This window comes from Nitrobacter sp., from assembly GCF_047149785.1.
Classification (GTDB): domain Bacteria; phylum Pseudomonadota; class Alphaproteobacteria; order Rhizobiales; family Xanthobacteraceae; genus Nitrobacter.
In genome coordinates, this window is record NZ_BAAGBE010000001.1 from 45,008 (window position 1) to 67,414 (window position 22,407).

19 protein-coding genes and 1 pseudogene are annotated in these 22,407 nt (G+C 62.8%); 19 read left to right on the forward strand and 1 reads right to left on the reverse strand.

The genetic code is table 11. The features are described 5' to 3' along the window. The first annotated feature begins 24 nt into the window (after nt 1–24). From ACMDCM_RS00220 to ACMDCM_RS00230, 3 genes and pseudogenes are all read left to right on the forward strand, one after another. The gene (locus ACMDCM_RS00220; protein WP_412771675.1) at nt 25–1,869 is read left to right on the forward strand and encodes an ABC transporter ATP-binding protein/permease; all 1,845 of its coding nucleotides are present in this window, start codon (nt 25–27) and stop codon (nt 1,867–1,869) included. Then, complete coding sequence (locus ACMDCM_RS00225; RefSeq protein ID WP_412771676.1) at nt 1,866–3,443, forward strand: AAA family ATPase; 1,578 nt, start codon at nt 1,866–1,868, stop codon at nt 3,441–3,443. Before ACMDCM_RS00220 ends, ACMDCM_RS00225 begins: the two co-directional genes overlap by 4 nt. 109 nt (nt 3,444–3,552) lie before the next feature. Then, nucleotides 3,553–3,930, forward strand: a pseudogene (locus ACMDCM_RS00230) (winged helix-turn-helix domain-containing protein); the annotation flags it as partial. 336 nt (nt 3,931–4,266) lie between these two features. On the opposite strand, the gene ACMDCM_RS00235 reads toward ACMDCM_RS00230, so the two are convergent. Further along, entirely contained in the window at nt 4,267–4,800 is a 534-nt protein-coding gene (locus ACMDCM_RS00235; protein ID WP_412771677.1) for a winged helix-turn-helix domain-containing protein, read from the reverse strand. A 251-nt stretch (nt 4,801–5,051) separates the two neighbouring features. On the opposite strand from ACMDCM_RS00235, the gene ACMDCM_RS00240 reads away from it, so the two are divergent. From ACMDCM_RS00240 to ACMDCM_RS00315, 16 genes are all read left to right on the forward strand, one after another. Beyond that, the gene (locus ACMDCM_RS00240; RefSeq protein WP_412771678.1) at nt 5,052–7,421 is read left to right on the forward strand and encodes a TonB-dependent receptor; all 2,370 of its coding nucleotides are present in this window, start codon (nt 5,052–5,054) and stop codon (nt 7,419–7,421) included. 81 nt (nt 7,422–7,502) lie between these two features. Next, complete coding sequence (locus ACMDCM_RS00245) at nt 7,503–9,317, forward strand: ABC transporter ATP-binding protein/permease (protein ID WP_412771679.1); 1,815 nt, start codon at nt 7,503–7,505, stop codon at nt 9,315–9,317. A 34-nt stretch (nt 9,318–9,351) separates the two neighbouring features. Continuing rightward, nucleotides 9,352–10,941 (forward strand): AAA family ATPase, encoded by a 1,590-nt coding sequence (locus tag ACMDCM_RS00250; protein WP_412771680.1) that lies wholly within the window; start codon nt 9,352–9,354, stop codon nt 10,939–10,941. An 87-nt stretch (nt 10,942–11,028) separates the two neighbouring features. Beyond that, the gene (locus ACMDCM_RS00255; protein WP_412771681.1) at nt 11,029–11,424 is read left to right on the forward strand and encodes a winged helix-turn-helix domain-containing protein; all 396 of its coding nucleotides are present in this window, start codon (nt 11,029–11,031) and stop codon (nt 11,422–11,424) included. Between the two features lie 137 nt (nt 11,425–11,561). Beyond that, complete coding sequence (locus tag ACMDCM_RS00260) at nt 11,562–12,461, forward strand: LysR family transcriptional regulator (RefSeq protein WP_412771682.1); 900 nt, start codon at nt 11,562–11,564, stop codon at nt 12,459–12,461. 174 nt (nt 12,462–12,635) lie between these two features. Further along, nucleotides 12,636–13,634, forward strand: coding sequence for a P-type conjugative transfer ATPase TrbB (trbB, locus tag ACMDCM_RS00265; RefSeq protein WP_412771683.1), 999 nt, complete (start codon nt 12,636–12,638; stop codon nt 13,632–13,634). Beyond that, nucleotides 13,631–13,966, forward strand: coding sequence for a TrbC/VirB2 family type IV secretion system protein (locus ACMDCM_RS00270; RefSeq protein WP_412771684.1), 336 nt, complete (start codon nt 13,631–13,633; stop codon nt 13,964–13,966). The genes trbB and ACMDCM_RS00270 overlap by 4 nt, the downstream gene beginning before the upstream one ends. Beyond that, nucleotides 13,966–14,229, forward strand: coding sequence for a VirB3 family type IV secretion system protein (locus ACMDCM_RS00275; protein WP_412771685.1), 264 nt, complete (start codon nt 13,966–13,968; stop codon nt 14,227–14,229). Before ACMDCM_RS00270 ends, ACMDCM_RS00275 begins: the two co-directional genes overlap by 1 nt. 9 nt (nt 14,230–14,238) lie before the next feature. Continuing rightward, the gene (trbE, locus tag ACMDCM_RS00280; RefSeq protein ID WP_412771686.1) at nt 14,239–16,734 is read left to right on the forward strand and encodes a conjugal transfer protein TrbE; all 2,496 of its coding nucleotides are present in this window, start codon (nt 14,239–14,241) and stop codon (nt 16,732–16,734) included. Further along, nucleotides 16,731–17,480, forward strand: a complete 750-nt coding sequence (gene trbJ, locus ACMDCM_RS00285) for a P-type conjugative transfer protein TrbJ (RefSeq protein WP_412771687.1) — start codon at nt 16,731–16,733, stop codon at nt 17,478–17,480. The genes trbE and trbJ overlap by 4 nt, the downstream gene beginning before the upstream one ends. 10 nt (nt 17,481–17,490) lie before the next feature. Continuing rightward, on the forward strand, nt 17,491–17,757 hold the full coding sequence (gene trbK-alt / locus ACMDCM_RS00290; protein WP_412771688.1) for a putative entry exclusion protein TrbK-alt: 267 nt from the start codon (nt 17,491–17,493) through the stop codon (nt 17,755–17,757). Beyond that, entirely contained in the window at nt 17,754–19,103 is a 1,350-nt protein-coding gene (gene trbL / locus ACMDCM_RS00295) for a P-type conjugative transfer protein TrbL (RefSeq protein WP_412771689.1), read from the forward strand. The genes trbK-alt and trbL overlap by 4 nt, the downstream gene beginning before the upstream one ends. Next, on the forward strand, nt 19,100–19,786 hold the full coding sequence (gene trbF, locus ACMDCM_RS00300; protein WP_412771690.1) for a conjugal transfer protein TrbF: 687 nt from the start codon (nt 19,100–19,102) through the stop codon (nt 19,784–19,786). The genes trbL and trbF overlap by 4 nt, the downstream gene beginning before the upstream one ends. Then, nucleotides 19,786–20,805 carry a P-type conjugative transfer protein TrbG gene (gene trbG / locus ACMDCM_RS00305; RefSeq protein WP_412771691.1) on the forward strand — a complete coding sequence of 340 codons (1,020 nt, stop codon included), beginning with the start codon at nt 19,786–19,788 and terminating at the stop codon, nt 20,803–20,805. Before trbF ends, trbG begins: the two co-directional genes overlap by 1 nt. Continuing rightward, nucleotides 20,805–22,019, forward strand: a complete 1,215-nt coding sequence (locus ACMDCM_RS00310; RefSeq protein ID WP_412771692.1) for a TraB/TrbI/VirB10 family type IV secretion system protein — start codon at nt 20,805–20,807, stop codon at nt 22,017–22,019. Before trbG ends, ACMDCM_RS00310 begins: the two co-directional genes overlap by 1 nt. Then, nucleotides 22,016–22,243: a DUF2274 domain-containing protein gene (locus ACMDCM_RS00315; protein ID WP_412771693.1), complete on the forward strand. Its 228-nt coding sequence runs from the start codon at nt 22,016–22,018 to the stop codon at nt 22,241–22,243. The genes ACMDCM_RS00310 and ACMDCM_RS00315 overlap by 4 nt, the downstream gene beginning before the upstream one ends. Nucleotides 22,244–22,407 lie beyond the last annotated feature (164 nt).

The following is a 22,407-nucleotide window of genomic DNA, read 5'->3' on the forward strand; positions in this document are numbered from 1 at the left end:
GCGCCCGGCGCAAAGGCCGCTCCCATGAGTAACCCTGCGCAGCCGAGGCATGAGACGAGTCCGCGCCGTCGCGTGATCGTTCTGGCGAAGGCCGGCTGGCGCATCGGTGTGCTTTGGCTCCGCTCGGAGGAGCGCTGGCAGGCGCGGGTGCTGCTGGCCGGGGTGGTCGCGCTCAACCTTGCCGGCGTGGGCGTGACGGTGGCGTCGAGCTACTGGAACGCGGCGCTGTTCAATGCGGTCGGCGCCAGGGATTGGAATGCCTTCCTGTTCCAGCTCTTTGTTGTCTTCAGTTGCATCACCATCGTCAACGTTGTTCTTGCGTTCGGGAATATCACGCTCAACAAATGGCTCACGATCCGCTGGCGGCGCTGGCTTACCGGACGCTATCTCGATGCCTGGCTCGCGGACGGCGCGCATTACCGGGTGCAGCTTGCCGGCGACGCGCCTGACAATCCGGACCAGCGCATCGCCGAGGACGTAAACCTCTATGTCACCTATGCGATCTCGACCGGCCTCGGCCTTCTGACCACGCTGGTGACGCTGGCTTCCTTCGCCACCGTGCTGGCGACAATCCCTGCCAACGCTCCGATCAAATTGATGGGGATCGCGGTCTCCATGCCCGTGTTGCTGGTGACGACCTCGTTTCTCATCGCGGGCCTGGTCACCTGGGTGACGCATCTCGTCGGCCGCTCGCTGGTCGGCCTCGACGCCGCGCAGCAGAAGGCGGAAGCCGATTTCCGCTTCTCGCTGGCGCGGCTGCGTGAGAACGCCGAGGAGGTGGCGCATTTCAACGGCGAGGCGGCCGAGCGCGCCGGGCTCGACCGGCGCTTCGGTTTCATCATCACCAACTGGTACGAGCTGCTGTCGCGGCAGCGCTGGCTGAGCGTCGTCGCGACCGCCTTCAACGGCATCGCGAACATGTTTCCTTATCTGATGTCGGTGCCGCTTTACTTCGCTGGCGCGATGCAACTCGGCGGCGTGACCCAGACCTCGGGGGTGTTCTTCCGCATCCGCTGGGAACTCTCGTTCCTGATGCGCAACTACACCAAGCTCACCGATTGGGGCGCGGTGATCGACCGGCTGTCGGGCTTCGAGACCGCGCTTGCGGTGGTGCAGGAGAGCGCGGCCGGCCGGATCGAGCATGTCGCGCATGACGGCGACGGTCCTGCGCTGCTTGCCCGCGATCTCGTGGTGCGGCGGCCGGACGGTGCGCCTATCGCTTCTGCTACTCACCTCGCCTTGGCCCCCGGCGAGCGCGTCCTGCTTCGTGGTCCCTCGAGCGCCGGCAAGACCAGCCTGATCCGAGCGCTGGCCGGCATCTGGCCGTTCGGCGAAGGTAGCGTGAGCGTGAAGCGCGGCGCGCGCCTGATGGCGTTGCCGCAACGCGGCTACCTGCCGCTCGGCAAGCTTCGCGACGCGCTTGCTTATCCTAGTATCGCAGATTCGATCTCTGACGGGATGCTGCGCGACGCGTTGGTCGCGGTCGGGTTACCGACGCTTATCGCTCGGCTCGACGACGATGACATCGCATCCGCATCCGGCCTGTCCGGCGGCGAGCGGCAGCGTATCGCCTTCGCTCGCGCGCTATTGCACCGGCCCGACATCCTGCTGCTCGACGAGGCGACCTCGGCGCTGGACGAGGAGTCCGAGGTCGCGCTCCATCGCCTGCTCGCCGAACGGCTTCCCGATGCGGCGATCCTGAGCGTGGGACACCGCGCCTCGCTCGCCGCCCTGCATACCCGCATCATTTACCTCGCCGCCGGCGAATGCGGCGGGTCGTGGCTTTCCGATATGCCGATCGCAACCGTTCATTGCTGCCATCGCCAGCTGAACCCTGCCGACCTGACTGAAAGGAACACTTCGTCATGAACCTGTCGATTCCGTCCTCCATCTTCGCGCCTAGTCATCCCTCCGCAGCCACGCCGGCCGAACTGTCGCCCACCCAGGCCGAGGCCCTCCAGCGACTGCGGGAGACCGTTCTCGCTGTTCCCGTGACCGTGCTCATCGGTGGGGTCGGGGCTGGAAAGACCACCTTGCTCAACTGGCTGATCGAGGAATTCGGTGGCAGCCGCATCTCCTGCCGCGACGTGCTGCAGGCTTCCGAAGGGGCGAACCATCCTTCGTATGAAGAGGAGCTGCACCGGGTGGTCGACGCCGCGCTCGACAGGGCCGACATCGTCTTTGTCGAGGACCTCGACCTGTTTTGCTTCACGAACAAGTTTCCAATGGCCTATCCGCGCCCGTATTATTTGAACATAACATTACAGGCGTTGTTCGAAACCGCCCGCGCCAAAGGCAAGCGGTTGGTGTTTACCGTCACAGATCGCCTCAAGCTGGTTCCCCAACTCGACGGGCGCGCGGTGTTCTTGCCGCTCGGTGCACTGACGCCGGACGACTACAGCTTCTTCCTCGAGTGCAACCTTGGTGCGGAGCGGGCCAGAAGGCTCGATGCCAGGCGCATCTTCAGTTTCGCCTCCAAGCTATCCGTCTATCAGCTCAACGAGGTCTGTGCGCTGATCCGCGATGATGCCGCGGCCGACGACCAGACCGTGCTCGACCTGCTCGACACCCGCATGCTGAGCAGCAACGTCTCGCTCGGCGAGGTCGCGAAGGTGGACTTCTCGAGCCTGAAGGGCTTCGAGGAGATCGCCGAGAAACTGCAGACCTTCATCGTCAATCCGATGATGTTCGATTCCCGCTTCGCCGATCTCGGCCTCACGCCGAAGAAGGGAATTCTGCTTTACGGCCCTCCCGGCACCGGCAAGACCAGCGTCGGCCGCGCGCTGGCGCATCGCATGAAGGGCAAGTTCTTCATGATCGATGGCACCATCTTCAGCGAGTCGGCCGATCCATTCTACAACAAGGTGCGGGCAGTGTTCGACCAGGCCAAGCTCTGCACGCCGTCCGTGATCTTCATCGACGACGCCGACGTGCTGATGCAGAGCGAGCGATTGCATGGCCTCAATCGCTACCTTCTCACCATGCTTGACGGGTTGGAGACGGAAACCGCCGGCAAGGTCGCGGTGATCCTGACCGCGATGGATCCCAACCAGATGCCCGCGGCACTGCTGCGGGCCGGCCGCGTCGAACTATGGCTGGAGACCAAACTGCCCGACGCGCGCGCCCGCCAGGAAATTCTCGACGGTAATCTTGCCAAGCTGCCGGAGAGGCTCGGCGCTTATGACGTAGAGCGGGTCAAGGCGGCGACGGAAGGCTTCAACGCCGCCGACATCAGCCGCGTCGTGGCCGATGTCAAGGCGCTTTACGCCGCCGATGTGATCCGCGACATCAAGCCCGCGACGCTCGACAGTTATTTCGACCGCGCCGCCGCGGAAATCCGCCGCACCAAGGAACTGATCGCTTCGGCTCAGGCCGGCACGCTCGAAACCTCCGAGCCACGCGGCAATTTTTACGGAACGAAATCACGGAGAAGTTCCGAATAGACCTCCGCCTGAATTCAGAACGGTGCGACGTCCTGAGCCTGAGTACCTGGGCAGACAGCAATGGCAGCCCAGCCTCAGCCCGCAGGATTTACCTGAAGCGGATTGTGATATGCACAAGCACGCGACATCCCAGCCTTCCTTGTCTCTTCGCATCGATCTTGCGATGGACGCTCGCATCGGCCCCGGTAAAATAGAACTGCTTGAGGCCATCGCAGACTGCGGGTCGATCTCGGCTGCCGGACGCGCAATGGATATGTCATACAAGCGAGCCTGGGATTTGGTCGACGAGATCAATCAAATCTGCGGCTGCAAAGTCGTGGCTCGACGAATCGGCGGCAAGAATGGTGGCGGCACGGTCCTGACGCCGTTCGGCACTTCCCTGGTTGCGCGCTATCGGAAAATCGAGCGCATTGTGGCAAGCGCCGTCCAGCAAGATCTCCTGGAACTGCAATCCGACATCGGACCCGTAAAGAAGTCGCGGGCACGCAAAACATATCGTTTTGAGTCCCGATCCCAACATGGACGTGGGTGCGAAGCTTGCGCAAGGCGTGCCCGCCCACTCCCGCATTGTACGGTTATCCGACGTCAATGAACCGGGTGCTACTGGGTATGGCGAGCTCTACTAGCGCATGGGACCGCGAGTCGATCGGTTGAGAAGCCACCAAGAAGATCGTTTTCTCCTGGTTCTTCACGCTGATCCTCGCAACAATGCTGGGCGATTGGCTTGCCGTCCATGCTAACGCTTAATTACTGACCAGGCGGCATTGAGTGCGCCGCAGTGCCGATAATCGTATCCCGCGCATGGCGGTCCTTGCGTCAGACGCTATTTCTTGTTCGCGTGCCGGCGTCCAGACGGGGCCTTCGTCGTCGACTTTTTTGCCTTTTTGATAAGTTGCCGTGTCTTTGTGCGTTTCTTTGCCGGCTTGGTAATCGTGCCCGGATCGATCACTTGTGCAAAGCGCGGAATACGCGGCGGTGCACTGGAATCGACGCCAACCAGTGCTTCGAACTCACGGAAGTCCTTTTCAAATGTTTGATTGGCAACACGCTCCATTTCGCGAAAGCGTGTGACCACCTCCTTGCCCAGGGGTGTCAGAAACGCGCCGCTGCTGGGTCCGCTTCGCCGGATCTTTATGACCGGCTCCTTATACATCGTATTGAGGTTCTGCACGATTTTCCAGAGTTGCTGGAATTTGCGGTCGACAGCAGGAGCTGCTGCCGAGATCGAGCCGTATCGGTCAATCGCTTCAAGGATGCAGACCGTACCGGGACCCATCCCCGCTGCAGACCCGAACTTCTGCCGCCCCACGGGATCTACGCGCGTGTGCTCTATGCGGAAAAAGAGCCAGATTGACATGCCCCACCTTCAAATCTGCGATTCCAAGAAGATCGACACCTTATCGAGCCAGGCGCTCGGAGAAAACAAGCCTCTCAAAGGGGGGCCGACCCATCGCTACGTTTTGATATACATCTTGACTATATATCAGAATCCTGCCTAGTGTCGCTGTGTTGATGTGGACATAACGTGGATGTCGCACATTCGGGGTGCCGGACGACGGGAGTTGCCCGGCAAGATCGTTGGATATGTTCTGATCAACGTGATCGTCGGTGACGGAACAGAAACACGAACTTCAACTCAGGTCCGGGAACGGTCAGCAACAGGGAAGCAGGGACACCAAGATGAATGGGGCGACGGGGAATTTCCTCAAGGCGATCGGCCTTGGGGCGTGGAGTTCTATTGCGTTGATTGCTGGCGCTAGCGAATCAGCCTTCGCGCAACAGCAGTCGCCGGATCTTCCCGCAATTCACATCGAAGAGCCCCGTCGGACGACACATCGTGCTCGTCCTGCCCGCCGCGCCGTCGCTGCAAGACATTCGCGAGCCTCGCGTCAAGCCGTGGTGAGGCCGGCCGGTACAGTTTCGCCGACTATCGTTCAACGCGCAAGCAATCCCAACTCGACGATGACACTAATGCCGCCTTACGCAGGCGGTCAGGTGGCGACCGGCGGACGGGTTGGCATACTCGGAAATCGCAGCGTGATGGACACGCCGTTCAATCAGACCAGCTATACGAGCAAGCTGATCCAGGATCAGCAGGCACAGACGCTGGACGACGTCTTGGCCAACGATCCGTCCGTGATTTCGGTGTACCCGCGACGAAGTGCCATGAATCAAGTCTATTTCCGTGGCTTCCCTGGTGGGGGCAACTATGGCGAAGGCTTCAGCGTGAATGGCCTGCCTAGCATGGGCGGTGGCTTTACGCAGCTAACTCCTATGATCGAGCGTGTCGAGGTTTTCAAAGGTCCAAGCGCGCTCTTGAATGGCATGCCGCCAAGCGGCAGCGTTGGCGGTACCATCAACCTTGTCACCAAGCGCGCTGGCGATGAGCCTCTGACGCAGCTCACTACAAGCTACATATCTCGCTCGCAGTTCGGCAGCCAGATTGATGTCGGTCGCCGCTACGGCCCCAATAATGAGTTTGGAATCCGCTTCAACGGCGCCTATAGCAACGGTGATACACCGGTCTCTCCGGAATCCGCCGAACATGGCGTCGGTGCTCTCAATCTCGACTATCGGGGTGAGCGCGTGCGGCTGTCCGCTGATTATTTCAATCAAATGGACAATTTACAACCTTACGCGCAACCGCTCGGGGTGACCGCCCTCACGACCGTTCCTGTTCCTCCGGACGCGAGCAGAAGTCTCCTGCCGGATTGGGCTTATACCAAAAATTCGTCTCAAACCGCCATGGTTCGCGGTGAAGTCGATCTGTCGGACAACGTGACCGCCTATGCCGCTGCGGGTGAGCGCAGGTATGAGCGCAACCTGCTCCTGGTCAATTTCCTGAATGCTCTCAATTCGAATGGGAGCTATTCAGCCAACACGGTGCCTCAGCAAATTATCATTCACAACCAGTCCGCCGAAGCCGGCATACGCGCAAACTTGACGACGGGGCTGATCAATCATGCCTTGAACTTCAATTATACAACAACCGAGCAGCGTCTCGGTTCGAGTCAGGGTGCTGGCGTTAGTCGTATTTCCAACATTTACAATCCGAGCCTCGGCCCACTGCCGTATTTCGCTCCTCTTGCGCCGGCGCAAGATAGCACTGTCGTTTCTTCTTCGGGTGTCGGCATAGCGGACACAATGTCGGCCTTCGATGGGAGAATCCAGTTCACGGCAGGTGTTCGCCGTCAGCAGGCGGCATCCGTCCTTCTAGCTCGGCCAGACTTGAACTACGACGCCTATGCATGGAGCCCGGCTTACGCGCTGGTGGTGAAGCCGTGGCAAAACGTTTCTCTCTATGCCAACTACATCGAAGGGCTCGAGCAGGGCACACTGGTCGGTAACACCTTCGCCAATTTCGGAGACGTGTTCCCACCTTATCAGTCGAAGCAAGAAGAAGCCGGCGTGAAGGTCGACTGGGGGAAGACGATAACCACCCTCAGCTTTTTTCAGATCGCGCGGCCCAGCACAATCTCGATCCCCGGCACACCGCTGCCAACACTCGCGCTGGACGGCGAGCAGGTTAACCGTGGTATCGAACTCAATGTCTTCGGCGAGCTGACGCCGGAATTGCGTCTGCTCAGCGGTGTGACATTCTTGGATGCAAGACTGACCAAAACGCAGGGCGGTGTCCGTGACGGCAGGCGAGCTCAGGGTGCGCCGGCGGTTCGAGCCATTCTCGGCGCTGAATGGGACACGCCTTTCCTGCGAGGCTTGACGATCAGTGGCCGCGCCACATGGTCAGACTGGCAATATGCCAGCAACACCAGTGATACACTGATTATCCCCTCCTGGACGCAAGTCGATCTTGGTGCCCGCTACACATTCGATGCGCCGTGGAACGGCAAGCCGGTGACGATCCGCTTCAATGTCGATAACGTATTCAACAAGAACTATTGGGTCTCGGGATTCAACGGGATGCTGGCTCTCAGCGAACCCCGCACTTACCGCCTCTCAACGACATTCAATTTTTGATGTGGGGTGCGCGGAGCGAGGAGTTCGCGGATCGGCCATATGGTTCGGTATCGTCATTCCTCAGCACCAAGGACTCCTTTCATGGGTAACCCCGCGCAGGCCGCGCACGAGGCGAACCCGCGCCGTCATGTGATCCTTCTGGCAAAAGCCGGCTGGCGCGTCGGCGTGTTGTGGTTCCGCTCGGAGGAGCGCTGGGAGGCGCGGACGCTTCTGGCTGGAGTAGTCGCGCTCAAACTCGCCGAGGTCGGCGTGTGGGTGCTGGGGAGCTACTGGAACGCGGCCCTGTTCAACGCGCTCGGTGCGAAGGACTGGGACGCCTTCGTCTTCCAGCTTTTAGTCTTCAGCGGTATCGCCGCTGCCGCTATCCTACAAGCGTTCGGGGACATCACGCTCACGAAATGGTTCACGATCCGCTGGCGACGCTGGCTCACCGACCGCTACCTCGATCCTTGGCTCGCAGGTGGCACGCATTATCGGGTTCAGCTTTCCGGCGATGCGCCTGATAATCCTGACCAGCGTATAGCCGAGGATGTACGCCTTTATATCACCCATACCATCTCGATCGGCCTTGGCTTTTTGACCACGGTGGTCGCGCTGTCGTCATTCGGCACCATCCTGGCAACGATTCCGGCAGCCGCCCCGATCGAGCTGATGGGCAGAGCGATCCCGATGCCCTTGTTGCTGGTGACGGCCTCAGTTCTCTATGCCGGTATCGGGACCTGGGTGACACATCTCATCGGTCGATCGCTCGTAGGCCTCGATGTCGCGCAGCAGACGGCGGAAGCCGATTTCCGCTTCTCGCTGGCGCGGCTGCGCGAGAACGCCGAGGAGGTGGCTCACTTCAAAGGAGAGGCGGCCGAGCGCGCCGAGCTTGGTCGGCGCTTCAGTTCCATCATCACCAATTGGTACGCGATATTGTCGCGCGAACGCTGGCTGAAGGTGTTCCAGGTAGTCATCAACCAACTCGTGGCCATTTTCCCTTATCTAACGGCCGTGCCGCTCTACTTCTCTGGCGCAATGCCGCTCGGTGGTGTGACCCAGACCTCGGGTGCGTTTATCCGCATCCGCCATGAAGCCTCCTTTCTGATCCGCAATTACACTGACCTCGCGAATTGGGGCTCAGTGATCGAGCGGTTGTCGAGTTTCGAGGAGGCACTTACAGCGGTGCAGGAGAGCGCGGCCTGCCGGATCGCGCATGCGGCGCATGACGGCCACGGTCCGGCACTGCTCTCACGCGATCTCGTTGTGCGGTTGCCTGGCGGCGCTCCCATTGTCTCCGCCGTCGACTTCGCATTATCCCCCGGCGGGCGCGTGCTGCTTCGCGGCCCCTCGGGCATCGGCAAGACCAGCCTGATCCGGGCGCTGGCCGGGATCTGGCCGTTCGGCGAAGGTAGTGTGAGCGTGAAGCGAGGCTTACGCCTGATGGCGCTACCGCAACGCGGCTACCTGCCGCTCGGCCGGCTGCGCGATGCGCTCGCCTATCCCGGTCTTGCCAACTCCCTCTCTGACGAGATGCTGCGCGACGCGCTCGTCGCGGTCGGCCTGTCGGCGCTCGCCGAACGACTCGGCGACGACATTGCCGCCACCGCCGGCCTGTCCGGCGGCGAGCGGCAGCGCATCGCCTTTGCGCGCGCCCTGCTGCATCGGCCCGACATCCTGCTGCTCGACGAGGCAACCTCGGCGCTGGATGAGGAATCCGAGGCCGCGCTTCATCGCCTGCTCGCCGAGCGCCTTCCCGATACGGCGATCCTGAGCGCGGGACACCGCGCATCGCTCGCCGCCCTGCACACCCGCACGGTGTGCCTCGCTGCCGGCGAGGGCGGCGGGGCGCGGCTTACCGACTGTGCTGTCGCTCATAGGCCGATCGAAACCGTTCGTTCCGCCGTGGCCGGATAAAACCTCCAGAACTGACCGAAAGGACCGCTTCGTCATGAACCTTCCGATCCCGTCCTCCCTCTTCGCGCATGGTCAGCGCTCAACCACTGCGCCAGCCGAGTTGTCGCCAACCCAGGCCGCCGCCGTCGAGCGACTGCGTGAGACAGTTCGCGCCGTTCCCGTGACCGTGCTCCTCGGTGGCGTTGGGGCCGGCAAGACCACCCTGGTCAACAGGCTGGCTGGGGAATTCGGTGGCATCCGCATCTCCTGCCGTGACGTGCTGCAAGCTGCGGAAGCGGCAAGCCATCCCTCCTATGAAGAAGGGCTGCACCGGCTGGTCGATGCCGCGCTCGACAAGGCCGACATCGTCTTTATCGAGGAACTCGACTTGTTTTCCTATACGAACAAGTTTGCGATGGCCTATCCGCGCCCGTACTATCTCAACACGGTGTTGCAGGCTCTGCTCGAGACCACCCGCTCCAGAGACAAGCGGCTGATCTTCACGGCCACCGATCGCATCAAGCTCGTACCCCACCTCGACGGGCGGGCGGTGTTCCTGCCGCTCGGCGCGCTGACGCCGGATGATTACAGCTTCTTCCTGGAGCGAAATCTCGGCGTGGCGCGGGCCAGGCAACTCGACGCCAAGCGCATCTTCAGTTTTGCGCCCAAGCTCTCAATCTATCAGCTCAATGAGGTCTGCGCGCTGATCCGCGACGATGCCGCGGCCGACGACCAGACCGTGCTCGACTTGCTCGACACTCGCATGCTGAGCAGCAACGTCTCGCTCGGCGAGGTCGCGAAGGTGGATTTCTCGAGCCTCAAGGGCTTCGAGAAGATTGCCGAGAAACTGCAGACCTTCATCGTCAATCCGATGATGTTCGATTCCCGCTTCGCCGATCTCGGCCTCTCGCCGAAGAAGGGCGTGTTACTCTACGGCCCACCCGGCACCGGCAAGACCAGCATCGGCCGTGCCCTGGCCCATCGCATGAAGGGCAAGTTCTTCATGATCGATGGCAGCATCTTCAGCGAGTCGGCCGATCCCTTCTACGCGAAGGTGCGAACAGTGTTCGAGCAGGCCAAGCTCAGCACGCCATCCGTGATCTTCATCGACGACGCTGACGTGCTGATGCAAAGCGAACGGCTGCACGGCCTCAACCGCTATCTTCTTACGATGCTCGATGGGTTGGAGACGGAAACCGCCGGCAAGGTCGCTGTGATCCTGACGGCGATGGACCCCAACCAGATGCCCGCGGCCTTGCTGCGCGCCGGTCGTGTCGAACTCTGGCTGGAGACCAAACTACCCGACGCTCGCGTCCGCCAGGAAATCCTCGACGCCAACCTCGTCAAACTGCCGGAGAGGCTCGGCCCCTATGATGCAGAGCGCGTTAAAGCGGCGACAGACGGCTTCAACGCCGCTGACATCAGTCGTGTCGTGGCCGACGTCAAGGCGCTCTACGCCGCCGACGTGATCCGCGAGATCAAGCCCGCGACGCTCGACAGCTACTTCGACCGAGCTGCTGCGGAAGTCCGCCGCACAAAGGAGCTGATCGCCTCGGCTCAAGCCGGCACGCTTGAAACCTCCGAGCCGCGAAGCAACTTCTATGGAACAAAACCGCGGAAGCGGGTTGACCAGACCGTCGTCTGAGTTCGAGACGGTATGTTGTCCGGCGTGCCTCGGCAACGCCGGCATCATTGTCTACGGGCGCAGGCCTTACTTGATGCGGGTTGTGATATGCACAAGCACGCGACGTTCCTGCCTTCCTTGTCTCTTCGCATTGATCTCGCGATGGACGCACGAATTGGCCCCGGCAAAATAGAACTGCTTGAGGCCATCGAGGCCTGCGGCTCGATCTCGGCTGCCGGACGCGCGATCGATATGTCGTACAAACGAGCTTGGGATCTGGTCGACGAGATCAATCACATCTGCGGTCGCAAAGCCGTGGACCGGAAAATCGGCGGCAAGAGCGGCGGCGGATCGGTGCTAACGCCGTTCGGTGTTTCCCTGGTTTCGCGCTATCGGAAAATCGAACGCATTGCGGCACGCGCTGTCCGGCAGGATCTGCTGCAGCTGCAATCCGACATCGAACCTGTAAAGAAGTCGCGGGCCGGTAAACGCACATCGTTCTAAATCGGACGACGGGCTGGGCGGCTTCCATCAGCGCCGATCCCGACAGAATTGAGAGCCGTCGCCTTCAACGTCTCGCTGAACGGTTTCAGCGCCGCTCACGCGGCCGATCAGGAGCCGAATGGAAAGGTAGCAAGCGCATGGACCTGCGCCACCTTCGCTACATCGTTGCCAGCGCCCGCAACGGCAGTTTCAGTGCTGCGGCGCACGAGTTCAATGTCAGGCAGCCGATCGTCAGCAAGCGTATCAAGGAGGTCGAAGACGAGCTTCACGTCACTTTGTTCGTTCGCTCAACCGCAGGCGCCCGTCTGACACTGGCCGGCGAGGCCTTCGTCGTCGAGGCGCGACGCATCATCGAGGACTTCGACCGCCTCGCAGAACGCGCGACAGCGAGCGGCGCCGGTACGCTGGGGCGGATCGTCGTTGGCTTATACAAATCGCTCTCGACCGGAGCGCTGCGCACATTCCTGAACGACTTCCGGCAATGCTATCCCGACATCAACCTCGAGCTGCTCGAAGCGCCGTTTACCGAGATTATCGCCGGCCTTCATTCCGGAAGGGTCGACGCGGCTCTCATCCTCGGCGATCTCGGCAAGGGCGAGGTTCTCGATTCCATTGCACTCTGGTCGGAGCATCTCGTGGTGGCGCTGCCTAACGGACATCCCCTTGCGGAAAAACCCGTCGTCTATTGGCCTGAGCTGAAGGGCGAACGCTTTCTCATCGGCCATCACGATCCCGGCCCCGATATCCGGAACATCCTGCTTCGCCATTTGGCAGCGCCGTCGGACCACCCTGAAATCGTCACGCTCCATCTCAACCGCGATAATATCCTCAGCGAGGTCGGCAGCGGCGAGGGCATCAGCCTGCAATGTGAATCCGCGTCCGGATTGACCGGCCTCGGCGTCGTCTTCCGGCCCCTGCATGACGGCACCGGGGCCACCCGACTCGACTATATCGTTTGCTGGAAACCGGACAACATCAATCCGGTGCTGGAAATTCTCCGCAATGCTTTCAAGGATGCGATGTTGATTCGGTCGTGACCCGAAGTTGCATCGGAAGCCGTCAGCGGCGCCGAGTATTTCAAGTATTTTTTCGATCGTCTACGACGCACTACGAAATTTAAAATTATCCTGTTGCTCACCTGTAAGTTCTGCCTTTCTTGATTGTCCCCGTTGCCATCCAGCCGTCGTGCGGATGGCCGGAACGGGGACACGATGGCGGGGCATCATCACAGCAGCGAAGGACTGTCGCGTGGCGCACGCATGTTGCGCACCGCGCTCGGCCCGGCCATCGCCCGCTATCTCGAAGACCCCGCCATCGTTGAAGTGATGTTGAATCCCGACGGCCGGCTGTGGGTCGATCGGTTACGCGAAGGTCTTGTCGCCACCGACGACGTGCTGATCCCGGCCGATGGCGAGCGCATCGTGCGCTTGGTCGCGCATCATGTCGGCGCCGAAGTGCATCCCGGCTCGCCGCGCGTCTCGGCCGAGTTGCCTGAGACCGGCGAACGCTTCGAGGGGTTGCTTCCCCCTGTCGTCATGGCGCCGACCTTCGCGATCCGCAAGCCGGCCGTCGCAGTGTTCACGCTCGCCGATTACGTCGCAGCCGGCATCATGACGGCGGCGCAGGCCGAGGTGCTGCGGCTCGCGGTTGAGCGTCGCAAGAACATCCTCGTTGCGGGCGGCACCTCGACCGGAAAAACGACGTTGACGAACGCTTTGCTGGCGGAGGTCGCGAAGACCTCCGACCGCGTGGTGCTGATCGAGGATACCCGCGAGCTGCAATGCGCCGCGCCGAACCTTGTCGCGCTGCGGACGAAAGACGGCGTCGCATCGCTCTCCGATCTCGTGAAGTCGTCGCTGCGCCTGCGCCCCGATCGCATCCCGGTCGGCGAGGTGCGCGGCAGCGAAGCGCTCGATTTGCTCAAAGCCTGGGGGACCGGCCATCCCGGCGGCGTCGGCACCATCCACGCCAACACGGCGCTAGGGGCGCTGCGCCGCCTGGAGCAACTCGTGCAGGAGGCCGTCGTCACGGTCCCACGCGCACTCATCGCAGAGACCATCGACATCGTGGCCGTGCTCTCCGGCCGCGGCACTGAGCGGCGTCTCGCCGAGATCGCCCATGTCGACGGGCTCGATTCCGCCACCGGCGATTATCGCACGCTCAACGCGCTGCTCCCATTCCCATCACCCCCGAAAGGAGACTCTGAATGATTCAGCCTGCTTTTTTTCATGTGCGCCGTCGCCTGGCCGAGGCAACCGCGCTTGCCACCATCACGCTGCTGACAGCGGCGCCCGCCCATGCCTCCGGCTCATCCATGCCGTGGGAAGAACCGCTGCAAAAGATCCTCGATAGCATCGAGGGTCCGGTCTCCAAGATCGTGGCGGTCATCATCATCATCACCACCGGCCTGGCGCTCGCCTTCGGTGATACGTCCGGCGGTTTTCGCAAGTTGATCCAGATCGTCTTCGGCCTGTCGATCGCCTTCGCGGCCAGCTCCTTCTTCCTCTCCTTCTTTTCTTTCGGCGGCGGGGCGCTGGTCTGATGGACGAAGACGTTCGCGGCTTCTTCGCGCCGGTGCATCGCGCGCTGACCGAACCCATCTTACTCGGCGGTGCGCCGCGCACGGTCGCCATCGCCAACGGAACGCTCGCCGGCGCGGTCGGCCTCGGCCTGCGTTTGTGGATCGCCGGTCTCGTCATCTGGGCGATCGGGCATTTCGCGGCCGTGTGGGCCACGAAGCGCGACGCGCAGTTCGTCGACGTCGGCCGCCGGCACCTTCGCTATCCCGCGCACATGGACGTGTGAGGTGCGCCGATGCTGAACCTCGCCGAATACCGGAAGAAGAATGCGCAACTTGCGGACTTCCTGCCCTGGGCCGCCTTGGTTGCGCCGGGCGTCGTGTTGAACAAGGACGGCAGCTTTCAGAGAACAGCGCGCTTCCGCGGCCCGGACCTCGACAGCGCCACGCCGGCCGAACTGGTCGGCACGACCGCACGGCTCAACAACGCCTTGCGCCGGCTCGGCTCCGGCTGGGCAATCTTCGTCGAGGCACAACGCCATCCCGCCACCGACTATCCCGAAAGCCTGTTCCCGGAATCCGCGTCCGCGCTCCTCGACATCGAACGGCGGGAGCAATTCGAGGACTCCGGCGTCCTGTTCGAGTCGAGCTACTTCCTCACCTTCGTCTGGCTGCCGCCAGCCGAGGAAGCCTCGCGCATGGAAGCCTGGCTCTACGAGGGCCGCGAGCACACCGGCGTCGATCCTTGGGAGTTGCTGAAGGGTTTCGTCGATCGCACCGACCGCGTGCTCAATCTGGTCGAAGGCTTTGTGCCGGAGGCTGACTGGCTCGATGACTCGGAGACGTTGACCTACCTGCATTCGACCATCTCGACGAAGCGGCATCGCGTGCGCGTGCCCGAGACGCCCATGCACCTCGACGCGCTCTTGGTCGATCAGCCGCTCGCCGGCGGGCTGGAGCCGCGGCTTGGCGATTTCCATGTCCGCACGCTCACCGTCATCGGATTTCCGACCACGACGTTCCCCGGAATCCTCGACGACCTCAATCGGCTCGCCTTCGTCTATCGCTGGTCGACGCGCGCCATCATGCTCGACAAGACCGATGCGACGCGGCTGGTGACGAAGATCAGGCGGCAATGGTTTGCGAAGCGAAAGAGCGTCGCCGCCATCCTTAAAGAAGTGATGACGAACGAGCAGTCGGTGCTGCTGGACACCGACGCCGCTAACAAGGCGGCCGACGCCGATGCCGCCTTGCAGGACCTCGGCTCCGATCAAGTCGGCGAGGTCTATGTCACCGCGACCGTCACGGTGTGGAGCACCGACCGCACCATCGCCGACGAAAGGCTGCGCCTGGTCGAGAAGGTCATCCAGTCACGCGACTTCACCTGCATTGTCGAAGGCGTCAATGCCATCGAAGCCTGGCTCGGCTCGATTCCGGGGCAGACCTACGCCAATGTCCGTCAGCCGCCGATCTCGACGCTCAACCTCGCGCACATGATGCCACTGTCGGCGGTCTGGGCCGGGCCGGCGCGGGACGAGCATCTCGGCGCGCCGCCACTGTTCTACGCCAAGACCGAGGGGGCGACGCCGTTTCGCTTCGCACTCCATGTCGGCGACGTCGGCCATACCATGATCGTCGGGCCGACCGGCGCCGGCAAATCGGTGCTGCTCGCGCTGATGGCGCTCCAGTTCCGCCGCTATCGCAATTCTCAGGTCTTCGTCTTCGATTTCGGTGGCAGCATTCGCGCCGCGACCCTGGCGATGGGCGGGGACTGGCAGGACCTCGGCGGCACGCTCAGCGACGACGCAGAGTCCACATCCGTCTCGCTCCAGCCCCTCGCACTCATCCATCACGTCCCCGAACGGGCCTGGGCCGCCGATTGGCTGGTCGACATTCTTCTCCGCGAAGGCGTCACCGTCACGCCGGACGTGAAGGAATACATCTGGGCGGCGTTGACCTCGCTCGCCTCGGCGCCGGTCGAGGAACGCACGATCACCGGCTTGACCGTGCTGTTGCAATTCTCGGCGCTGAAGCAGGCGCTTCGGCCGTATTGCATCGGCGGCGCACACGGCCGGTTGCTCGATGCCGAGCACGAGTATCTCGGCACAGCGAACGTCCAAGCCTTCGAGACCGAGGGGCTTGTCGGCACCAAGGCCGCGCCGGCCGTCCTGTCATATCTCTTTCACCGCATCGAAGCGCGCTTCGACGGACGTCCGAGCCTGCTCATCATCGACGAGGGCTGGCGCGCGCTCGATGACGGCGGCTTCGTCGACAAGATCAAGGAATGGCTGAAGACGCTCCGTAAGAAGAACGTCAGCGTCATCTTCTCCTCGCAGTCGCTCGCCGACATCGAAGCCTCGCCGATCGCACCCGTGCTAGTCGAGAGCTGCCCGACCCGCATCTTTCTCGCCAATGAGCGCGCGATCGAGCCGCAGATCACCGCTGTCTATGAGCGCTTCGGGCTCAATGCCAGGCAGATCGAGATCATCGCGCGGGCGACCCCGAAGCGCGACTACTACTGCCAGTCGCGCCGCGGCAACCGCCTATTCGAGCTTGGCCTTGGTTCGGTCGCGCTCGCGCTCTGCGCATCGTCGGACAAGGCCGCGCACGCGCTGATCGACGAGCTGCTGCGCGACGGAGCACGGCCGTATTTCCTCGAAGCCTGGCTGTACGCCAACGACCTCGCCTGGGCCGGCGACCTCGTTCCCGACCTCACCAATGTCATCGATGCGTCCGCCGGGACACATCCGCCGCCACCCGTCACGCCGTCCGAACAGGAGACGTCATCATGATCCTATCCGTGTCCCGCTCGCGCTATCTCAACGCGATTGCCGCAGGTGCGCTAGCGATCGGCATTGCGTTAAGCAGCGCCCCGACCTCAGCGCAGATCGTGTTCGATCCGTCGAACTATGCGCAGAATGTCCTGACCGCCGCGCGAGCTTTGCAACAGATCAACAACCAGATTACGTCGCTCGCCAATCAGGCGCAGATGCTCATCAATCAGGCGAAGCAACTCGCCAGCCTGCCGACCTCGGTCCTCTCCCAGATTGAGGGCAACTTCACGGAGATGAAGCGGCTGATGGGCGAGGCCGATCGGCTTGCCTACAACGTCAGCAATATCGAGTCGCAGTTCTCGTCGACCTTCCAGAATTTTGCGGTCGGCAAGTCCGACGCCCAGCTCATCGCTTCCGCACGCGAGCGATGGCAGCAATCGCTATCGGCTTACGAGCACTCGCTGAAGGCGGGCGCGACCGCCGTGCAGAATCTCGACAGCACGCGCACGCAAACCAGCACGTTGGTCAACACCAGCCAATCGGCGGTGGGCGTGCTTCAGGCGACGCAGGCCGGCAATCAGCTTCTCGGCGTTCAGACCAGCCAGCTCGCCGATCTCACTTCGATGTTGGCGGCGCAGGGGCGGGCCAACGCTCTGGAAAAGTCGCGTCAGGCCGCCGCGCAGGAGCAGGCGCGCGAGCAATTCGGCCGCTTCCTGACGGGCAGCAGCTACACGCCCACCACCGTTCGCATGTTCCACGACTGAGGGCGCGAACATGGATTGGAAGCTCGCCACCAGGGTCATTGCCGTCCTCTTCGTCGCGGCGCTCATGGTGGCGTGCGCGATCGCGCTGCGTCCCGATGCGACAGAGGAGGCGCCCGCACCAACGGTTCAGCCGCAGAGCGGCGAGCCCGCCTCGAGCGAATTGCTCCGCTGCCGCGAGATCGGCGCCGCCGCGCTCGACGACGCCGGGTGCAAGAAGGCATGGGCCGACAGCCGCCGTCATTTTCTTGAAGGCAATGCGGAGCGGTCGCGGCCATGAACACGGGCGTCATCGACCGCTTTCTGGAGACCTTCACCCGCTACATCGACTCGGGCTTCGGTCTGCTCGGCGGCGAGATCGGATTCCTCACCTCCACGCTGATCGTGATCGACATCACGTTGGCGGGCCTGTTCTGGGCCTGGGGCGCCGATGAAAACGTGATTGCGCGTCTCATCAAGAAGACGCTCTACATCGGTGTCTTCGCCTTCATCATCGGTAATTTCAACCGGCTCGCCGGCATCGTTTTCCAGTCCTTCAGCGGTCTCGGCCTGAAGGCCGGCGGATCATCGCTGACCGCTGACACCTTGCTTCAGCCCGGCCGCGTGGCGCAGGTCGGTATCGACGCCGGCAATCCCATCCTCAAGGCCGCCGGCGACCTGATGGGCTACATCTCCTTCTTCGAAAACTTCGTGCAGATCATGGTGCTCATGATCGCCTGGGCGATCGTGCTCATCGCCTTCTTCATTCTCGCGGTCCAGATCTTCGTCACGCTGATCGAGTTCAAATTGACCACGCTGGCGGGCTTCGTGCTGATCCCGTTCGCGTTGTTCAACAAGACCGCCTTTCTCGCCGAAAAGGTGCTTGGCAACATCGTCGCCTCCGGCGTCAAGATTCTCGTGCTCGCCGTCATCGTCGGCATCGGCTCCGGCCTGTTCAGCGAGTTCACCTCGGGATTCTCGGGCACGCCGACGATCACCGACGCACTCGCGCTCGTGCTCGGTGCGCTTTCGCTGATGGGATTGTCGATCTTTGGTCCGGGGATCGCGACGGGGCTTGTTTCCGGCGCCCCGCAACTCGGGGCAGGGGCGGCCGTCGGCACCGGCCTTGCCGCCGCAGGCATTGGGGCGGCGAGCGTCATGGGAGCGGGCGCGGCCTTGGGTGGAGGCGCCGCCGCAATCGGAGCGGGCGGACGCATGACGGCCGCGGCGGCGCGTGGCGGCGCGCATCTCGCCGGTGCTACATCGGGCGCGTATAGCGGCGGCGCATCCGGCCATGCCGGCATGGGCGCCGTAGCTGGCGGTCTCGGCGGCGTCGCCAAGGCAGGCGCTTCCGCTGCGATCCAGCCGGTGCGGCAGGCCGCGTCGCGTGCGGCAGCTTCCCTCAAAACCAGTTACGCCGCCGGCGGCGCTGCGACCACGGGCGGACAATCGTCGCCGGCAGCGGCCGCGGGCGCTTCGGCCACTCAATCTCCGTCAGCATCTGGCGCACCGCCGGCCTGGGCCGCGCGCATGAAGCGCAGCCAGACCATGAGCCACGGCGCTACCGCCGCCGCCCATGCCGTGCGCTCCGGCGATCACGGCGGCGGCTCGATGTCCGTTTCCCTTCATCAGGATGACCACAAATGAATCTCTTTCGCCGACCTTCGGTGCGCTATGCGCGCACGCCCGAACCCGAGACCCCGTATCTGAAAGCCGCGCAGGTCTGGGACGAGCGTATCGGCTCCGCCCGCGTGCAGGCCAAAAACTGGCGCTTGATGGCTTTCGGCTCGCTAGCGCTCGCCGGCAGCTTCGCGGCGGCGCTGGTCTGGCAATCGACGCAAGGCACCGTCGTTCCCTGGGTGGTGCAGGTCGACAAGTTCGGCGAAGCGCAGGCGGTGGCGTCCGCCGTTTCCGATTATCGGCCGACCGATCCGCAGATCGCATGGCATCTGGCGCGCTTCATCGAGCAGGTGCGCAGCATTCCGGCCGATCCGGTCATCGTGCGGCAGAATTGGCTTCGTGCCTACGATTACACGACCAATCGCGGCGCGATCGCGCTTAACGACTATGCGCGGGGCAACGATCCCTTCACGAAGGTCGGGAAGCAGCAAATCGCGGTCGAGATATCGAGCGTCATTCGCGCGTCGCCAGAGAGCTTCCGCATCGCTTGGCTGGAGCGCCGCTACGAGAACGGCCAGCTCTCCGGCACCGAACGCTGGACCGCCATTCTGACTGTCGTGATCCAGCAGCCGCGCACGGCCGACAAGCTACGCACCAATCCGCTCGGGGTATTCGTCAACGCAATCAACTGGTCGAAGGAGATGGGATAATGGGGGACAATAGAAAGAATGTCGCGCCGGCGCTGATCGCAGTCATGCTGGCGACGACAGCGCTCGCTGGCTGCGCCAACAAATTCATTCCGCCGGACATCGACTACGACGACGCGGCGCCTGCCGTGCTCAGCGCCGATCCGGTCGGGTCGGTGAAGGTGGTCGAGCTACCGAAGCCGCTGCCGCTGCCGGGCCAATTGAAACCCGTCAACGCAGGCAAGACCAAGCCCGAGCCGGCCGATCCCAAGAAGCGCGTCGCGCTGGCCAATGAAGCTGCGCGGATGCAGCCCGTGCGCAACGGCTTCATCAACGCCGTGCAGGTCTATCCCTTCGTTGTCGGCGCCCTCTATCAAGTCTACGCCGCGCCGGGCCAAGTCACGGACATCGCGCTTCAGCCGGGCGAGCAGCTTGTCGGCGCTGGTCCCGTCGCCGCCGGCGACACGGTGCGCTGGATCGTTGGCGATACGCTCAGCGGGTCCGGGCAAACCGCCCAAGTCCACCTCCTCGTCAAGCCGACGCGGCCGGACCTTCAGACCAACCTCGTCATTAACACCAACCTGCGCACCTATCATATGGAGTTGCGCTCGACAGAAAAGACCTACATGGCCTCGGTGTCGTGGCAATATCCGCAGGATCAGTTGATCGCGCTGCGGCGGCAGAACCAACAGACCGCGCTCATGCAGCCGGTCGCGTCCGGCGTCGATATTTCGAGATTGAACTTTCGCTACCAGATCGAGGGCGACAGCGCCCCGTGGCGGCCGCTGCGCGCCTTCGATGACGGCAACAAGGTCTATATCGAGTTTCCGTCGGGGATCGGGCAGGGCGAGATGCCGCCGCTCTTTATTATAGGCCCGTCCGGCAATTCGGAGTTGGTCAACTACCGCGCCCGCCAGAACTACTACGTCGTCGATCGTCTGTTCGCCGCCGCCGAACTCAGGTTGGGCGACAAGGACAGCGAGAAGCGCGTGCATATCGTGCGCACCGACGGCCGGCCGGGACTTAGCCCAAAGTTGTTCTGATGACCGACGCCCAAACTCCGCCTCCCGGCGATGTCCGTGCCGAACTGCGCTTGCGTCCTGAGCAGCCGCTCGTCACGCGCCTGTCGCGCAAGGTGCTCACTATGATCGGTGGTGTCAGCGCCGTCGCCATCATGGCTGCGCTGTTCTGGGCGCTCGACGCAAACCGCCGCGCCAACCAATCGCCAACCGAACTTTACAGCACGGAGAACCGCACGCCGGCAGATGGACTGGTCGGCCTGCCGAAGGACTACACCGGCATCCCCAAGCTCGGCCCTGCGCTCCCGGGCGACCTGGGGAGGCCGATCCTACGCGCGCAGGAAGAGGGGCGTCCTGTCGTGCCGCCGGATGTCCGCACGCCACGAGCAGACCCGGAGGAACAGCGCCGTCTCGCCGAGATTGAAGCCGCGCGCGTGGCGAAAGTCTTCACCGATAGCCGCGGAATGGAGGCGACGGTCGCACCAGCCGCAGCACCCCCCGTTGGCCGCGTCGATCCGGCGACGGGTCTCGCGCTGCCGACCGAGACGCCGCCGCTCGATCCAGGCGCCGCGCAGAACATGCAGGATCGCAAGCTCGCTTTCGTCAACGCCTCCATCGATCGACGCACCGTCACGCCTGACCGCGTGCAGGAGAAGGCGTCATCCTATGTCGTTCAGGCCGGCACCGTCATCCCCGCCGCGCTGATTACCGGCATCAAATCCGATCTGCCCGGAACGATCACCGCACAGGTGACGGAACAGGTTTACGACACCCCGACCGGCAAGCAGCTTCTCATCCCGCAGGGCGCGCGACTGATCGGCCAGTACGACAGCCAAGTCGCATTCGGGCAGTCGCGCGTGCTGCTCGTCTGGAATCGGATCATCATGCCCAACGGCACCTCAATCGTCTTGGAAAGGCAGCCGGGCGCGGACGCTCAAGGCTATTCCGGACTCGAGGATGACGTCGACTATCATTGGGGCCAACTCTTCAGGGCGGCGATCCTCTCGACCTTGCTCGGCGTGGGCACCGAGATCGGCGCCAGCAACAACGAGAACGAGATCGCCCGCGCGATCCGCCAGAGCAGCCAGGACACCGCGTCCGATGTCGGCCGACAGCTCATCCGCCGACAGCTTAACATCCAGCCGACGCTTACCATCAGGCCGGGTTTCCCGGTCCGCGTGATCGTTAATCGCGACTTGATATTGCAGCCTTATGGTGCCGCCAAGGAGCCGTCATGACCAAACTGAGACTCTCGGCTCTTCTCGATGACAAGCCGGTCAAGATCACCGTCGAGCTGCCGGCGGCCGTCCATCGCGATCTCGTCGCCTATGCCGAGATTCTGGCCCGAACCTCGGGCGAGGCCACGCCACCAGATCCCGCCAAGCTGGTCGCGCCCATGCTCCAGCGCTTCATGGCCACCGATAAGGGCTTCGCAAAAGAGAAATGCACGACTCAACGCTAAGGGATGGCGTTGAGCCCCACGCGACTTTCGTTCCGTTGGCATCGGTGACGACGAACGTGTCGGCATTTTTTTCTCATTAGCCGCTAGGCGGAAACCCGCGGCTCGCTGCTTGACCTATGAGAACAAAATAGGAACATTGACGGAGCAAGGTCCATCAGGAACTC

Coding starts and splice junctions, on each gene's coding strand:
- trbF (WP_412771690.1), top strand. CDS start 19,100: ATGAATCTCTTTCGCCGACCTTCGGTGCGCTATGCGCGCACGCCCGAA.
- trbL (WP_412771689.1), top strand. CDS start 17,754: ATGAACACGGGCGTCATCGACCGCTTTCTGGAGACCTTCACCCGCTAC.
- trbE (WP_412771686.1), top strand. CDS start 14,239: ATGCTGAACCTCGCCGAATACCGGAAGAAGAATGCGCAACTTGCGGAC.
- ACMDCM_RS00260 (WP_412771682.1), top strand. CDS start 11,562: ATGGACCTGCGCCACCTTCGCTACATCGTTGCCAGCGCCCGCAACGGC.
- ACMDCM_RS00315 (WP_412771693.1), top strand. CDS start 22,016: ATGACCAAACTGAGACTCTCGGCTCTTCTCGATGACAAGCCGGTCAAG.
- trbB (WP_412771683.1), top strand. CDS start 12,636: ATGGCGGGGCATCATCACAGCAGCGAAGGACTGTCGCGTGGCGCACGC.
- ACMDCM_RS00245 (WP_412771679.1), top strand. CDS start 7,503: ATGGGTAACCCCGCGCAGGCCGCGCACGAGGCGAACCCGCGCCGTCAT.
- ACMDCM_RS00310 (WP_412771692.1), top strand. CDS start 20,805: ATGACCGACGCCCAAACTCCGCCTCCCGGCGATGTCCGTGCCGAACTG.
- ACMDCM_RS00225 (WP_412771676.1), top strand. CDS start 1,866: ATGAACCTGTCGATTCCGTCCTCCATCTTCGCGCCTAGTCATCCCTCC.
- trbG (WP_412771691.1), top strand. CDS start 19,786: ATGGGGGACAATAGAAAGAATGTCGCGCCGGCGCTGATCGCAGTCATG.
- ACMDCM_RS00235 (WP_412771677.1), bottom strand. CDS start 4,800: ATGTCAATCTGGCTCTTTTTCCGCATAGAGCACACGCGCGTAGATCCC.
- trbJ (WP_412771687.1), top strand. CDS start 16,731: ATGATCCTATCCGTGTCCCGCTCGCGCTATCTCAACGCGATTGCCGCA.
- ACMDCM_RS00250 (WP_412771680.1), top strand. CDS start 9,352: ATGAACCTTCCGATCCCGTCCTCCCTCTTCGCGCATGGTCAGCGCTCA.
- trbK-alt (WP_412771688.1), top strand. CDS start 17,491: ATGGATTGGAAGCTCGCCACCAGGGTCATTGCCGTCCTCTTCGTCGCG.
- ACMDCM_RS00270 (WP_412771684.1), top strand. CDS start 13,631: ATGATTCAGCCTGCTTTTTTTCATGTGCGCCGTCGCCTGGCCGAGGCA.
- ACMDCM_RS00220 (WP_412771675.1), top strand. CDS start 25: ATGAGTAACCCTGCGCAGCCGAGGCATGAGACGAGTCCGCGCCGTCGC.
- ACMDCM_RS00275 (WP_412771685.1), top strand. CDS start 13,966: ATGGACGAAGACGTTCGCGGCTTCTTCGCGCCGGTGCATCGCGCGCTG.
- ACMDCM_RS00255 (WP_412771681.1), top strand. CDS start 11,029: ATGCACAAGCACGCGACGTTCCTGCCTTCCTTGTCTCTTCGCATTGAT.